The organism is Actinoplanes philippinensis (assembly GCF_900113015.1).
Classification (GTDB): Bacteria; Actinomycetota; Actinomycetes; order Mycobacteriales; family Micromonosporaceae; genus Actinoplanes; species Actinoplanes philippinensis.
The window spans coordinates 1-14,647 of the sequence record NZ_FONV01000014.1 but is presented as its reverse complement, the minus strand read 5'-3'; the positions used below and the strand labels follow the sequence as shown (position 1 = coordinate 14,647).

The window sequence follows — 14,647 nt, the reverse complement described above, 5'->3', positions numbered from 1 at the left end:
AGTCTCTAGACTTCACCTGTGCGTAGAGCTCTGGCGACCACGATCGCGGCCGTGGTGGCGCTTTCCCTCGCCGCCGGTTGCGAGTCGAGGACACCGACCGGGGCGGGGCCGACTTCGGGCGTACCGTCATCGTCGTCGCCGGCCTCGACCACCGGATCGCCGTCGCAGCCGGCTCCCGCGCCCACCGCCTCCTCGGCCCCGGCCCTGCCGGGGCCGAAACGGAAACTGAAAAGCGGTCTCCAGGGCCCCGACGTCCTGGCGCTGCAACAACGCCTCACCGAGCTGGGTTATTGGAACGGCAAGATGGACGGGAAATTCGACTCGACCACTCAGCAGGCGGTCTTCGCGTTGCAGAAAGCCGCCGGCATCAACCGTGACGGCACGGTCGGCCCCAAAACCCAAAAAGCCTTGGATCAAGGGGTACGCCCGAAGGCGCGCTCCGCCACCGGGAAAATGATCGAGATCGATCTGAAACGGCAGCTGCTGCTCCTGGTGACCGACGGCCGGATCACCCAGACCTTCAACACGTCGACCGGCTCGAACGAGTATTACGAGCAGGAAGGTCGCACCTATCTGGCGAACACCCCGCGGGGAAGGTTCACGGTGGGCCGCCAGATCGACGGCTGGCGCAACGCCCCGCTGGGCCTGCTGTGGCGCCCCAAGTACTTCAACGGCGGCATCGCGGTGCACGGTGCCCCGAGCGTGCCGCCCTATCCCGCCTCACACGGTTGTGCGCGCGTCTCGGTCTCCGCGATGAACTGGCTGTGGAAGAACGACGCCATTCCCCTGAAAACGCGGGTCTGGGTGTACTGAGGCGTTCACCGCACCGATTCCAGCCGGCGGGCCCGACGCGGCGCGGGAATCATCGGCGCGTATCCGGGTGGCCACGCCGCCCCATGGATCTCGGCGCACAGCACCACACCCAGCCAGGGCACCCACGGCCCGACGATCTCCACCGTCCCGTGCCCGCGGATGTCCAGCGTCAGCGCCCACTCGTCGGGCCGCGGCCGCAGCCCGGTCACCGCCCGCAACGAGAACGACTCGTCGCCCAGCATCAGCCGCCGGTTGGTGACCACGGCGAGCAGCCGATCACCGCCGACCAGGTCCACCGGAAACCATCCATACTGCTTCTCCCCGGCCCACAGCGGCACCGTGGGGCTCACCGCCGCCGGCCGGCCACCCCGCTCGACCAGCCCTGCCAGCATGGTCATGGACCGATAGCCGGCCAGCAGCTGTCCAGGGTCATAAACCGCCAAGACACTCTCCGATCTCGCGACCGCCCGTTGCGGCCCGCCTCCGACCCTGGCACGCAAAGCCCCACACCCCAAGCGAATACACCCCAAAGGTGAGCCCGAAATTTACGACCCATACTTTTAGTCCCAATTGACCGGATCGCAACGGCCGCCCGCTTGCCACATCCGGCGCCTCCCGTGATGAGATCGTCGTCGTGGTGATCCGTGATGCCGGCAACTGGAAGATCGGGCAGAACGTCAACGACCTCATCGAGTACGCGAGAGCCGAAGGCGCCGAGGGCTATGACGTCCACGAGATCCGGTTGTGCCGGTGCGCGACATGCGGCGGCCAGGTCTTCGGCCTCCACGGCGACCTGGAGCAGCAGACCGCGAAGCGTCTGTGCCGCGGCTGCAGCGGGGAGCACTGCATCGCCGACAGCGGCCAGTACTGGGACGACACCAAGACCGGCATCATGGTCTGCGAATGCGACGGCGACGCCGACGAGGAAGACTTCAACATCGCGGTCGGGTTTTCTTTGTACGACGGCGGCGACGGAATCCGGGCCCTGGCGATCACCAGCCGCTGCGTCACTTGCGGCCGCCTCGGCTACTGGGACGACTGGATGATCCGCAGCGGCGACATGCACCTGCTGGACCTCGCCTGACAGTGGCCCCGCCGCCCTGCTCCAGACCCCTGGCCGTCGTAGAAGGAGCAATTGCCAAGAAGCTCGCGCTGTACGACCCCGAATATGGAACTGGCCAGCACCGGATTACCAGCGCTGACCAGGTGTAACAGTGGGCCGCCAGGGACTCGAACCCTGAACCTATGGATTAAAAGTCCACAGCTCTGCCATTGAGCTAGCAGCCCGCAGCAGACAGAGTACCGGCGCACGACCTCGACGCCCACCGGGATACCCCGAAGTGCATGTTTCCGCAGCTCAATTGCCATTCAAGGCGGTACCGGGCACGGGTAGGACCTTGGCCGGATCTGCGCTCCGACCGGGGCCAGAACGGTTCATGGCGTGAAATCACCTCGGCGGGTCCCGAACAGGGTCGGGTGGGTCCTGCCCCGACGGCGCTTTCGCTGGAAGAGCTGGCCATCCCCCCACGGCAGCCCGGTGGAGGGCAGGTGACCCAAGCGCGAGGCCGACACGAAACCCTGTTCGGATGCCTCCTTGTCACGACTACGATCGATGGACGAGCCGAGCGACCTCCGTCAAGACTTGACCGGTACTTCGGAGATGAGGATGGCCTTGATGACGCGAGTTGATGTCGGGGTCGGCGCCAGGGTCCTCTCGGTCGATGTGTCCGGCGCGTCGGACGGGGCTCCGGTTTTCCTGCTGCACGGCACCCCTGGCTCGAGCGCCGGCCCGCGCCCCCGCAACAGCGTTCTCTACCGGCTGGGCATCCGGCTGATCAGCTATGACAGGCCTGGCTACGGCGGCTCCACCCGACTGCCGGACCGCAATGTGGTGGACGCCGCCGTGGACGTGCGGGCCATCGCCGATCGGCTCGGAGTCGAGCGGTTCGCCGTGGTGGGCCGCTCCGGCGGCGGCCCGCATGCGCTGGCGTGTGCCGCGCTGCTGCCACACCGGGTGGAGCGTGCCGCGGTCCTGGTCGGGCTCGCGCCGCGTGACGCGGCCGGCCTCAATTGGTACGAGGGTATGGCGGAGTCGAATGTCCGCGCTCATGTCACCGCCGAGCAGGGCACCATCGATCAGTTGGGTGAGCTGCGCGCACTGGCCGAGCAGACCGCCGCCGACCCGGAGAGTCTCCTCGAGGTGTTGCAGGCACAGATGTCCGGGCCGGACGTGCGTTTCATGCAGAGCGTGCTGTACCGGCGGTTGCTGGCGAAAAGCTACGCCGACGCACTGCGGGTGGGCCCGTACGGCTGGCTCGACGACATCCTGGCGTTTCGCCGCGACTGGGGGTTCACGCTCGACTCGATCGTCTCGCCGGTCCGGCTCTGGCATGGCGCACATGACACGTTCTCGCCGGCCAGCCACAGCCGGTGGCTGGCGCAGCGGATCCCGCGCTCCGAGGTGCACGTGCAGCACGACGCGGCCCACTTCGGCGCGGTGGAGGTGCTGCCGCGGATCCTGGCGTGGCTGACGGCTTGACCGCCGCCGGTCATCGGCCGGGCCGGCCCACGGAGAGGTCGGCGCGCGCCAGTTGGGGGCGCACCTCGTTGGCGAACGCCTTCAGTTCGTCGCACAGGTGCAGCAGGTGGTCGACGCTCTGCAGGTGTTCGATCGCGACATTGCGCATCCGGGTGGCCCGGTTCGCGGTGGGTGTGCCGCCCCGGGCGAACTCCTGGTAACCGGCTGCCATGGTCTGCCGGTGGTGCCGCAGCACAGCCTCGATGTCGTTCCAGAGTCGTTCGAACTGGGCCGCCTGGGCGGTCTGCTCGCCGTGGCGGACGAGTTCGCCGAACACCGCCCGGAGCTGGTTGCCGTCGATTCGCAGGGGAGTGACCACCCGCTCGTAGAACAGCCACTGCTGGCGGTCCATCTGTGCCTGCAGGAGGTGGGCCGACTCGATCGCGGCGTCCGGATCGGCAAGGCCGCCGTTCACGATGCGTACGGCCGTCACAAAGGCGTTGGTGCTGTCGGTCACCTCCTGAACCAGTTCCTGGACGTAGTCGCCGGTGGTGCGGACCGAGCTGGTCAGCTGTTCCAGTGCCGCCCCGTACCTGGCCTCCAGGCGGACCCGTTCGAGTTCCTGCACCTGGTAGTCGGCCAGCCTGGCGATGATCACCAGGGCGGCCGGCAGCGCGAACAGGCCGCAGACCAGCTCGGCGATGATGTTCGTGGTGAACTGCAGTCCACCCCACCAGTTGCGGGCGTCGGCCACACCCGAGAGGACCACCGCCACCAGCGCGACGGTCCAGACCCCGTAGGCGAACCGGCGCAGCACCGGCGGCGCGGTGCGCCAAGCGGTTCGGATCAGCGACGTGATGGTGCTATCCGAGTTCGCCATGGGTCCATCCCCTAGAACTGGTGCGGATCGATGAGCCGGTACAGGTAGCGGCGCCGGTCGAGGCCGCTCACGATCGGATGCGTCGCGCCGAGCCGGGCGACGATGCGCTGGCGGATCGCGGCGAGACGATCGTCGGTGGCCTCGGTGCCCAGCGCGTCCTCGACGAGGGTGAGGTTCGCCTCGTACCGGAGGGCGATGGGGTGTTCGGGCCCGAACACCCGCCGGACGCGTTCGCCGATCGAGAGCAGCGTCTCCCGTGCCTTCGCGGGGTCGGCGCCGCCCGCCTCGGAGGGCTCGGCCTCGCAGATGGCGTAATTCATCTGCGCGGAGAGCGTGTACGGATGGTCCGGCCCCAGGACTTCGGTGAGCCGTTCCACGGTCGGCCTGATCCGCGTACGCGCCTCGTTCAGCCGGCCGAGCTGGCGTTCCGCGATCGCCAGGTCGTTCAGGCAGACCAGTGTGTACGGGTGCTTGTCGCCGAGCCGGCGCTCCCAGAACTGAAGGATGGCCAGCAGTTCCTCCACCGCCTGGTCGCCCTCGCCCGCGGTGAGCAGCGTGAGCGCGCGGCTGAAGCGGCAGGCCACCGTCTCCGGGTTGTCGGCGCCGAACAGCTCGAGCAGCCGGGCGTAGGCCTCCTGGTGCAGTTGCCGAGCTTCGTTGATCTGTCCGAGGCTGCGCAGTGAGACCGCGTAGTTCGACTTGGTGGTCAGTGTCGACCGGGAGTCCGGTCCACGGGTGTTGACGAGGTGGCCCAGCGTCTGTTTCAGAAGCGCGGCCGAGCGATCGAAGTCACCGGCGTCGCGCCAGTCCCGGGCCAGGCACGCCGCGGTGGCGAGCGTCCAGAGGTTGGTCTCGCCGTTCACCTCCTGGCGTCGTTCCCAGGCCTCCTTGTCGTGCTCGCTGGCCTCCCAGAATTGCCCCATCAGCCGGTACGACACGGCGAGGTTGTTCCGGGCGGCCAGCGTCCGTGGGTTGTCCTCGCCGTACATGTCCTGCCAGGAGCGATAGGTCTCGATGTCGAGCTTGAGCGCTTCCGGATAACGCCCGAGCCCGCGCAGGTCGGCCGCGTAGCTTCCCCGGGTCATCAGGGTGTGTGGGTGCTGCGGCCCCAGCAGGCGTACCTGCTCGGCCAGCACCTCCTCGTCCACCTGCCGGGAGCGCTCGAACTCGCCCAGGTCACGCAGCAGGTTGGCGAGGTTGAAGCGCAGCTGGAGAAGTTGCCGCAGCAGGGTCGCGGCCTGCTGCGGGTCGATGATCTCGGCGAGTTGCCGCTCCCAGATCCGGGCGACCCGCTCCGATCGCCCGCGGCCGGTCACCGGGTCCGCCTGGACGTAGTACCAACGGACGCGGTCGATGAGCAGCTGGCGGACCGCCTCCTCGGTGCTGTGCTCGGCGTCGGAGGCATCCAGATGCGGCCAGAGCAGGCGGAACCGCGGCCAGTACTGCGGGTCCTCGACCTCGCCCTCGGGCCGGGCCTTGGCGAGGACCTGGTGCACCTCCAACCGTGCCTGGGCGAGTTCCTCCTCGGTCATCCGGTCACGGACCACGTTCTGCACGACACGATGGATGAGGATCCGCCCGCTGCGCTCACCGTCACCGGAGGAGCTCGGCCGCTGGTCCAGGCGCAGCAGCGCCAGGCGATTGATCTGCTGAATCAGCGATCCGCGCAGCAGACGTTCGGAGAGCGCCGGGTTGTACGCCTTGAGGTACTCCGCCATCTGATCGCTGAAGACCAGCTCGAGCGGGATCTCCGGGGCCAGTACGCTGCAGAGCTGGAACAGCCGGTACGCCGCATGGTCCCGTTCCCGCAGCCGGTTCAGCGACAGGTCCCAGGTACGCGCGATCGGCCGATCGCTCATGGCGGTGAGCACGGCGCTGGGCCCCTCCTCCTGGATCAGCCGAAGGTAGTCGCTGACCGCGGTGTGCGTCTCGTCGAGCCAGGCGGCGGCCGCAGCGACCGCGATCGGCAGGTCGGCGAGCTGCTCGGCGACCAGGTCGGCGTCGTCCCGGCCGATCCCGTCGACGCGCTGCACCAGGTGCTCGATGCTCTCGTCCCGGGTGAACACGTCGACCTCGAACGGCTGGGTCTGCTCGCCCCACGCCTTGTTCCGGGAGGTGATCAGGACATGCCCGGGGCCGTGCGGCAGGTAGGACCGGACCGCATCCGGTTCGTCGGCGTTGTCCAGGAGCAGCAGCCAGCGCCGCTTGCCCCGGCTGAGCTCCTGCACGACGGCGCGGGCGTAGTCCGGCCCGGACTGCTCGGACTGCAGGTTCAGCCGGCCGCCGAGGTCTCGCAGCGACCCTTGCAGGCTCTCCTCGGAGTCGGCGTTCAGCCAGGCCACCACGTCGTACGCGGCCCGGTAGCGATACGCGTACTCCAGCGCCATCTGGGTCTTGCCGACACCGCCCATGCCCTGCAGAGCGATCGCCTGGGTGCCGAAGAGCACCACGGCCGAGCCGGAGCGCAACTGCTCACGGAGGGCGCGCAGCCCGGCCTCGCGCCCGGTGAAGCGGGCGTTGCGGGCCGGCAGGTTGACCACCAGGTCCGGCTCGTCGCCGGGGTAGCGGGGGGCGCCGGCCAGCACGCCGTCCAGGTCACCGGCGGGCCGGCCGACGAGTTCCAGAATCTGGGCGGCCGCCGCGGCCGAGCCGAGCCCGGTGATGAACCGTGAGTGCTCCGCGGGAATACTGCGCCACTGCGTGATGTCGGCCGTGTAGATCGCGCGCACCTCCGGCTCGACACCGGGAATGCCCGGCGCACCGGAGAACTGGTCGATGCCCTCCGCCCGCGAGATGATCTTCAGGTGCTGGACGTTCTCCGACGGGACGTCCGGGTCGTCGGCGGCGTCGGCCGCGTTCACCACCCGGAAGCCGCCGTTGGACAGCACGTGCTCGACCCACTCCATCCACACCTGGTCGACGCTGGCGCCGGACAGTTGCACGGCGTCGGCCTCGGAGAAGACCTTGCGCTCGAACCGCAGCGTGATCTGCTTGCGCAGGTTCTGGTTCATCGGCGGCAGCGACGAGACGCGACCGTCGGTGATGTATGAGGCCAAGGCTTCGTAGGAGCTCAGCAGGGTGCCACTCGCCCCGGTCTCATCGCCGAAGGTGGCCAGTGTCTCCTCGTATGCGTAGTACGCCCGATAAGGCACCTCGACGCTGAGCCAGTATGCGCGGCGATCGGCATCGGTCAGTCCGCTCGGCAGGTCGGCGAACTCGCGGAGCGCGACAGCCCTCCCGGCGTCGGCCTTGCCCTTCTCGGCGGGGTCCACCCGCATCGGCACCGGTAGTACCCGGATGTCGCGGACGCTGTGCAACTGGCGTGCCATCCGGGCCGCGCCCTCGATGCCCTGGTCGCTGAAGGTGAAGCAGTCCACCAGCACATCCGGGAGGTGGCTGGTGCAGATCCCGGCGATGTCGCTGTGCCCGGTCCGGCTGTCGATCAGGGTGAAGTCGTAGCGGTCCTTCATGTCGGCGCGCATCGCGTCGAAGAAGCGGCCACCGCTGCCGTCACCGCTCTGGTAGAAGTCATCCCAGTTGATGTTGGTGAGGACGCCCTCGTACACCGGGTTCTGCTGACCGGCGGAGAGGAAGTCCAGGGTGCCACCCTCCGGGAAGTGGTCCCAGTTCAGCGACGAGGAGTGCTGCTGCACCGCCGCGTAGCCGTCGACCTGTGCCGGGTCCCATCCGGGTTTTGAGGAGTCCCACTCATACAGATTGATCATGTCGACGACACCACGGGTGCTGGCCAGCAGCCGGGGGTCCATGAACGGCTGGAAGAAGCGGTGCAGGCCCGGCGATTCGAGGTCCCAGTCGACCGCGAGCACCCGGTATCCGTTCGCCGCCAGGATCCAGGCGACGTTGGCCAGCGCCATGGTGCGGCCGGTTCCACCTTTGTAGGAGTAGAACGTGACGACCTGTCCGTTGCGGCCCCTGGTCATCGCAGGTCCTCCCACGGTCTGCTCGTTTGCCGGCGGTGCATGAAATTGCGGCGGGCCTTGGCGACCGCTTCGACGACGGCCCGCTGGAACTCCCGGTCGTCGCGGGCGACCTGCACGCTGTTGGGCGCCAGCGTCCGCGCCTCGGCGGCCAGCTCGTGGGCACGGGCGGCGTGGTCACCGTGGTCCGGCGCGATCACCATCACCACCGTCATCCACGGGGGCATGGTGCGTAATATCTGTTCGGCGGCGGGCCGGCTGAGCGGGTCGTCGAGCACGCCGGAGTCGAGCAACAGGACACCGGCCGCCTCACGGAAACCGTTGGGCGAGGCCGGCGACGTCGTCGCGAGCACGATCTCCGGCAGCAACGAGAGCCGCTGCGCGGCGTCCTTGGCGCGCTCGGCCAGCGAGCCGGTGCCGAACGGTGACCAGTCGGGGGTCCGCCGGTCCGCCCGGACCACGGTGATCAGGAAACGCACCTCGGGCGCCCGGGCGAGGACCGGCGGCTCGGACCGGGCGACGAGCCAGACCGGTGGCCGGTCCGGGTTCTCCGCGGCGGAGACCAGGCGATCGGCCAGTTCCTCGACGATTCGTTTGAGTTCCACTGTGTACGCGTTGAGCCGGCAGATCGCGGCCATGCCACAGTCCAGATACTCCTGAACCGATTTGCCCAACGAGGTGGCCTGGGCCAGGCCGTTCACCCGTCGCGCCGGCAGGTGCGCCTCCCAGAGCACCGGATGCACGAAGGGCAGCTTGGTCGGGTCACCGACGCGGTAGAGGCGGTCACCGAAGTCAGGCGGCGGATCGTGCAGGAACTCCCGGGTATAGAGCGGCACCAGTACGCGCACCCGCGGAAGTCCGAGTTTGAGCGCACGCAGCGCCTCGCCGGCGGTGGGGAAGTAAAGCGATCCCGAACGCAGGCCGGGCATCGGCGCGGCACGGCTCTGCACCTCGAGACTGAGGCGGTGATAGAACGCCTCGACCCACTGATTGGGGGTCGAGGTACGAGCGTAGATCAACGCAAAGTAGAGATCGGGCGGGGCCACGATCAGCTCTCCTCAGCGCGTACGTCCACTTCGGTCCCCGATCCGGTCGCCGGTCTGGAGATTCAGAGTAGTTGTCCAACTCCACTCTGTCATCGATCGGCTTCCCTGTCGGGTCAACGGTGGGCGGCAAACCACTCCCGTGCCTGATCCACGGCCGGCGCCAGCGGCAGAAGGTGCGCTTCGGCTTCACCGACCGGCCCGGAGACCGCCCACGGGCGCCGGAGCAGGTCGGCGCCCGCCGCGCCGAAGTCACTGTCGTTCAGCCTCGGGGCGGTGAACCGGGTCAGCACACGGCGCCCGTCCTCGGCGACGAAACAGGAGTACTCCATGGTCGGGACGGGCCGGTCCAGGCGGTACTCGGCCAGGTGCAGGGCGGTGCACTTGTCCATGCCGACACCGAGCAGCAGCACCGTGGCGCCGAGGCGGTAGAGCGTGCCCAGCGGAGATCGCTCGCCCAGGTGACAGTCGAGGTCGTGGACGCCGACAACCTCTCCGGCGGCCGGCCCCAGCGCCGCGAACGAGGTCTGCGGATGCCGGCTGCGCAGCGCCCCCGGCTGCGACCGCAGGTGCTCGGCGAGACCACCGACGCCGTACGACGGTGTGACGTCCCGATCGAATCCCGGCATGCCGTCCTCGTACGCCAGCCGCTCGGCGTCGGTCATGCCGGCCGTGGCCGCTCGATACACCGGGCTGGTCAGCGAGTTGTTCGGCGTCTGCGCCGGCATGACGAGCGTGCCCGCCGGACCGCACACCGCACGCAATGCGGCCAGCAGTGTGGCGGCGCCGCCGTCCACCCAGCCGAGCCGGCGCATCGAGCAGTGAACGAGAAGGATGCCGCCCTCCGGAACACCGAGTCCACTCAGGTCGGCGACGAGGGCGTTCCGGGTGAGCGCGCGGCCGGTCACGCGTCCCAGGCTGCCACGGCCGCGGCCATCCGGTCGACGAAGTCCGCCCCGAGAGGGGTGAGCGCCCCGGAGGAGCGCAGCGCGGTGATCGCGTCGGTGGTCCAGCGGCGGTACATCGGATACAACTCGGCGGCGCGCGGGTCCGAACCCAGCCGTGTCCGCCACACGTCGGTGACCGCGGCGTGAGCGTAAACCCCCTGGAGAGCGGCCTCGACCGGCCGGGGCTCCGGCTTCCAGCCGACCATGATCCGCACATCGGAGTTCCGGTCATGCAGGTCGTAAAGGTCGAGCAGCGCGCCCAGTTTGGCATGCTGGAACTCGTGTACGAGCAGGACCGCCAGCTCGGCCGGCCCCACCGGTGCGGCCGCCATCGAGCCGAAGGCGTCCATGGCGGTGGCCGCCCGCTGCCTGCCCGCCGGGTCCGCCTCCAACGGCATGATCACCTGCAACCCGGCTCGTAGCGCCGGGGCGTATCCGGGCAGGTCGGCGACGATCAGGCGCCACGCGCCGGCCAGCGCATCACGCCAGCGGGCGGCGGCCACGTCGTCGAGCCGTCCCGCCGGCGTCCAGCCGTGACAGTCGCGGGCCGGGTCGCCGTCCTCGATACGAACGCTCCAGCCGTCCACGGTGATACGGCGAGCCGGCTGCCAGGTCGCGGAGCCACCGGGCTGGGCCAGGTCCACCGTGATCGTCCGGTCGTCGGGGCCGGTGAGCCAGAGCTTCCCACGATCCACGGTGATCCGGGCGCCGGCCGTCACCTCTCCGGGCCAGTAGAGAGTGCCGATCGTGGGGAGCGTGACCACACCCCTGTCGATCCGCACCTCAGTCTCGACGCGCACATCGGCGTGCACCCCGGCCGCGGCGGCGAGGCCACCGAGGTACGGCATTCCGGACGGGTCCTCGGTGCGGAGCATCCCGACCGCCCACGCCCGCACGTACGGATGCGCCAGCACACGGCTGACCGCTTCCGGATCCTCCGCCTCCACCTCGGCCAGCACCTCCCAGCCTGCAGTCCCGCCGTGCTGGTCGATCGTCGCGGACAGCAGCGCACGCGTGACCGAACGCTGCTGCTCGGCCAGCCAACCGATCGTCGCCTCGTCGCCGAAGCCGGAGGCCAGCTGGGCGATCACCTCGGCGGTGCCGGTCTCCTGCGGCTTGCCGGCGTCGTACATGCTGCTCTCCTCATTTGTCCTCTCGACGAGAACACGCAGGTCGGGGCAGTAGACAGAGGGGTTGGCAAAGCCGTGCCCGGTACGGTAGCGGTGCGCGTAGAGCCCGCCGGCGCATTGCGTGGCCACGGGACAGGACCGGCAGACATCGCACAGATTCCGGATGCCGTTCTGCCGTACCGCGATCGGCTGCAGCCGGGACAGGTCGTCGACGGTGTGCGTGAGAACGCTCAGGCCTGTCGCCGGCGCTCCGTCGTAGGCGGTCTTCATCGAGTCGGCCTGCTCGTAGCTGCCGTCGCTCTCTATGACGGCCAGGTCCACGGCGTCCGCCCCGAGCTGCTCGCTGCCGCTCGGGCCGCCTCGCGCCGTGGAGTGCAGGCCCTCGAAAAGGCGGATCCGCATCGGCCGGTCGTCGGCCAGCCAGCGCCGGTGGATGACGGAGAGCCAGTCCGCGTACGGCGTGTGCCGGTCCCCCGGACGATACGGTGGCTCGTCCCAGGTGGCATGCGGGAGCAGGAAGTCGATGCGCGGCGGGCGCTCGGCCAGCAGCGCTTCGTAGACCTGCTCGGGTGGGTTGCGCACGTCGATGGTGCAGAGGATCCCGGCGTACAGCTCGCGATACTCGGGACGGCGGAGCAACGCGAGGGCGGCGCGAACCTGGTCGAAGCTGCTCGCGCCGTTCGCGAAGCGCCGATGCCGGTCGTTGGCCGGGCGATCACCGTCGAGCGAGACACCCACCCGGACGCCGTGCCGCTTCAGCACGTCGCCCACCTCGGTGCTGAATCGCACGCCATTGGTCTGCATCATCAAGGAGAGCCGGGTCACCGCCTCGATCGGCGCGCGGACCCGGGTGATGAGTTCGTCCAGCCTGGCCGGCCCGAGCAACAGCGGCTCACCGCCGTGCAGGACGACCCGCACCCGGGGCAGACTCCACGTCTCGGCATGCTCGGCGATCCGGCGGGCGGCGGCCCCGGCCACCTCCGGCGACATGACCTTGGGCTTGGATCTCCAGCTCTGATCAGCGTGTTCATAGACGTAGCAGTGATCGCACGAGAGGTCGCACCGGCTGTGCACCTTCAACACGAACTGGCTCAGCGGATGGGGCCCGCCGGACTCACCACCCGCCCGGCCGGGCATCAGTGTGCAGACTGGAACGCGGCGACATCCAGCCGCCGGAGCAACGATTCCTTGTCCACGATCCGGCGCACCACCCGATCGGCGTCCTCGGCCTTGATCTCCCGAAGGGGTGCGTTCTTGATGGTGGCCAGCGGCCCGACCAGAGTGTCCATGGTCGCGACTTCGGTGTTCACGATTTCTCCAGCTCGTATCAAGGACCGAGTCTCGCGGCCGGTCACGCTGTCGTTCAACGAGAGTTGAGCCGGCTGGATTCGGTTGGGTCTCGTATGCGACGACGCGTTCGGCGCGGACACGAGTGCCCCCAAGTCTGCGCCACCCGTTATCGTCCCACAGTCCTTCCAACCTGAAGCTCAGGTTGAGAAGAATCAGGCGCCGATGCTATAGATCCCACGCGTTGGGCGAAATAGTCTGAACGCTCTAGTTCCCCGTGCGGGCGAGGACAGGTGACATCCGCGTCGACCACTGTCGACGAAAGGTGACATCACGGTCACTCGATGCCGAACACCCGTCTTCACCGCCTGCCGAGCGATCCGGCCCGCCCGGCCCGCCTGTGACGGCGGATCCCGAAGGATCACGATCGCGAGGCTCATTCAGCAGATCCCTTGTTACCCACCCTCGGCTACTGTTCAATCCGTCATCAGGTGCGATGCGGAAAGCGACGATTGTTGTCCGTGATTCACGGTCACGGATAGGTAACGGGGGATTCGGTGTTCAACAATCAGCCACCCCCCGGTCAGGTGGATCGGGAATCGTCACCGGTCATGCAACGGACCACCGGCATTGCCGCGCTCGTCGCCCTGACCACTCTGGCCGCCGGTTTCCCGGCGTATGCGGCGGAGCGCCCGCCCCGGCAGATCACCGCCACCATCGAGACCCCGAGCCTCTTCGACGACGAGGCCGGCGGTGACGCGGACGCCGACGACCCCGCCATCTGGATCAACCCGGCCGACAAGGGCCGCAGCCTGGTCATCGGCACCGCCAAGAACGGCGGCCTGCGCGTGTACGACCTCAGGGGCCGGGAGATCCAGTCGATCGCCACGCCCGAGGGCGGCCGTTTCAACAACGTCGACGTCCTCTCCGGCTTCAAGCTCGGCAAGAAGAGGGTCGACATCGCCGTGGTCACCGACCGCGGCCTCGACAAGCTCCGCATCTACAAGATCGAGGCGAACGGCCTCACCGACATCACCTCGGCCGACGCCCCACTGCTCTTCTCCAAGGACGAGGCCGAGGTCGAGGAGCAGGCGACCGGCTACGGCATCGCCGTCTACGACCGGTATGCGGTGGTGAGCCGCCGGCACAGCACGCGGCTGGGCATTTTCCGACTCGAAGAGAAGAACGGAAAGGTCACCTACCGCACCACCGACACCCTGGACCTGCCCCGCGAGTTCCGCCTGCCCAACGGCGAGCGCTGGACGCCCTGCCTCGAGCCGGGTGAGGACCCGCAGGTCGAGGGCATGGTCGTGGACGCCGAGGCGGGCGTGCTCTACGCCGCCCAGGAGGACGTCGCCCTCTGGCGCATCAACCTGGCCGGCGGCACGTTCAGCAGCATCCCGCGGGTCGTCGAGCGGGTCCGCGAGTTCGGCCAGCCCGCCACCTACGACCCGGAGACGGAGGAGTGCACCGTCGAGTACCTCAACAACTTCGGCGGCCGCATCACCGCCGACGTCGAGGGCGCCACGATCTACCCGACCGGCAAGCGCAGCGGCTACCTGATCGTTTCCAGTCAGGGCGACAGCCGCTTCTTCGTCTACGACCGCCGCACCAACAAGCCGCTGACCATCTTCTCGGTCACCGACGGCCGCACCGTTGACGGCGTCCAGCACTCCGACGGCGCCGCCGTCACCGCGGTCGCCCTCCCCGGCTACCCGAAGGGCCTCCTGGTCCTCCACGACGGCGAGAACACCCCGAACGAGGACCGCACCAGCACGAACTTCAAGTTCGTCGACTGGCGTTCCCTGGGCCTCCCTTCCTGACCCAACAAAATCAGGCCGGGCTTCTCTCAACGGAGAGGCCCGGCCTTTTCAAAACCCATATTCGGTACGTGCCACCGCTGCCACAACCGCATCCACCCGGCCCCCGGCTGCGCCGCTACCGCCGGCCAGGAGGGTGTCTCGCTCGTGTCAGGGCAAAAAGAAAAGGCCCACCCGTCACCCGGGTGGGCCTTTCCATACGTTGAGTCCGGCGGCGTCCTACTCTCCCACACCCTCCCGAGTGCAGTACCATCGGCGCTGGAGGGCTTAG

11 protein-coding genes and 1 tRNA gene are annotated in these 14,647 nt (G+C 68.7%); 4 read left to right on the top strand and 8 right to left on the bottom strand.

Translation table 11 applies throughout. The annotated features are described in order from the left end of the window. The first annotated feature begins 18 nt into the window (after positions 1 to 18). Complete coding sequence (locus BM290_RS33765; protein WP_093620002.1) at positions 19 to 813, top strand: L,D-transpeptidase family protein; 795 nt, start codon at positions 19 to 21, stop codon at positions 811 to 813. Between the two features lie 5 nt (positions 814 to 818). Here the strand turns inward: BM290_RS33765 and BM290_RS33760 are convergent, their stop codons facing one another. Next, positions 819 to 1,211, bottom strand: a complete 393-nt coding sequence (locus BM290_RS33760) for a hypothetical protein (protein WP_093620001.1) — start codon at positions 1,209 to 1,211, stop codon at positions 819 to 821. 236 nt (positions 1,212 to 1,447) lie between these two features. On the opposite strand from BM290_RS33760, the gene BM290_RS33755 reads away from it, so the two are divergent. After that, complete coding sequence (locus tag BM290_RS33755; protein WP_093620000.1) at positions 1,448 to 1,897, top strand: hypothetical protein; 450 nt, start codon at positions 1,448 to 1,450, stop codon at positions 1,895 to 1,897. A 131-nt stretch (positions 1,898 to 2,028) separates the two neighbouring features. Here the strand turns inward: BM290_RS33755 and BM290_RS33750 are convergent. Beyond that, positions 2,029 to 2,100 (bottom strand) — tRNA-Lys (locus BM290_RS33750). A gap of 388 nt (positions 2,101 to 2,488) precedes the next feature. Here BM290_RS33750 and BM290_RS33745 point away from each other — a divergent pair. After that, the gene (locus BM290_RS33745; RefSeq protein ID WP_239143928.1) at positions 2,489 to 3,352 is read left to right on the top strand and encodes an alpha/beta fold hydrolase; all 864 of its coding nucleotides are present in this window, start codon (positions 2,489 to 2,491) and stop codon (positions 3,350 to 3,352) included. A 10-nt stretch (positions 3,353 to 3,362) separates the two neighbouring features. On the opposite strand, the gene BM290_RS33740 is transcribed toward BM290_RS33745, so the two are convergent. The 6 genes from BM290_RS33740 to fxsA form a co-directional block, all read right to left on the bottom strand. Then, the gene (locus BM290_RS33740; protein ID WP_093619999.1) at positions 3,363 to 4,211 is read right to left on the bottom strand and encodes a hypothetical protein; all 849 of its coding nucleotides are present in this window, start codon (positions 4,209 to 4,211) and stop codon (positions 3,363 to 3,365) included. Positions 4,212 to 4,222: 11 nt separating this feature from the next. Beyond that, entirely contained in the window at positions 4,223 to 8,152 is a 3,930-nt protein-coding gene (fxsT, locus tag BM290_RS33735; RefSeq protein ID WP_093619998.1) for an FxSxx-COOH system tetratricopeptide repeat protein, read from the bottom strand. Further along, positions 8,149 to 9,195 carry a hypothetical protein gene (locus tag BM290_RS33730; RefSeq protein ID WP_143134025.1) on the bottom strand — a complete coding sequence of 349 codons (1,047 nt, stop codon included), beginning with the start codon at positions 9,193 to 9,195 and terminating at the stop codon, positions 8,149 to 8,151. The genes fxsT and BM290_RS33730 overlap by 4 nt, the downstream gene beginning before the upstream one ends. A gap of 113 nt (positions 9,196 to 9,308) precedes the next feature. Next, positions 9,309 to 10,100: an AAC(3) family N-acetyltransferase gene (locus BM290_RS33725; RefSeq protein ID WP_177320012.1), complete on the bottom strand. Its 792-nt coding sequence runs from the start codon at positions 10,098 to 10,100 to the stop codon at positions 9,309 to 9,311. Continuing rightward, positions 10,097 to 12,406 carry an FxsB family cyclophane-forming radical SAM/SPASM peptide maturase gene (locus BM290_RS33720; protein WP_093619996.1) on the bottom strand — a complete coding sequence of 770 codons (2,310 nt, stop codon included), beginning with the start codon at positions 12,404 to 12,406 and terminating at the stop codon, positions 10,097 to 10,099. The genes BM290_RS33725 and BM290_RS33720 overlap by 4 nt, the downstream gene beginning before the upstream one ends. After that, positions 12,406 to 12,579, bottom strand: a complete 174-nt coding sequence (gene fxsA, locus BM290_RS33715; protein WP_093619995.1) for an FxSxx-COOH cyclophane-containing RiPP peptide — start codon at positions 12,577 to 12,579, stop codon at positions 12,406 to 12,408. The genes BM290_RS33720 and fxsA overlap by 1 nt, the downstream gene beginning before the upstream one ends. Before the next feature lie 588 nt (positions 12,580 to 13,167). On the opposite strand from fxsA, the gene BM290_RS33710 reads away from it, so the two are divergent. After that, positions 13,168 to 14,379, top strand: a complete 1,212-nt coding sequence (locus tag BM290_RS33710; RefSeq protein WP_093620217.1) for a phytase — start codon at positions 13,168 to 13,170, stop codon at positions 14,377 to 14,379. Positions 14,380 to 14,647 lie beyond the last annotated feature (268 nt).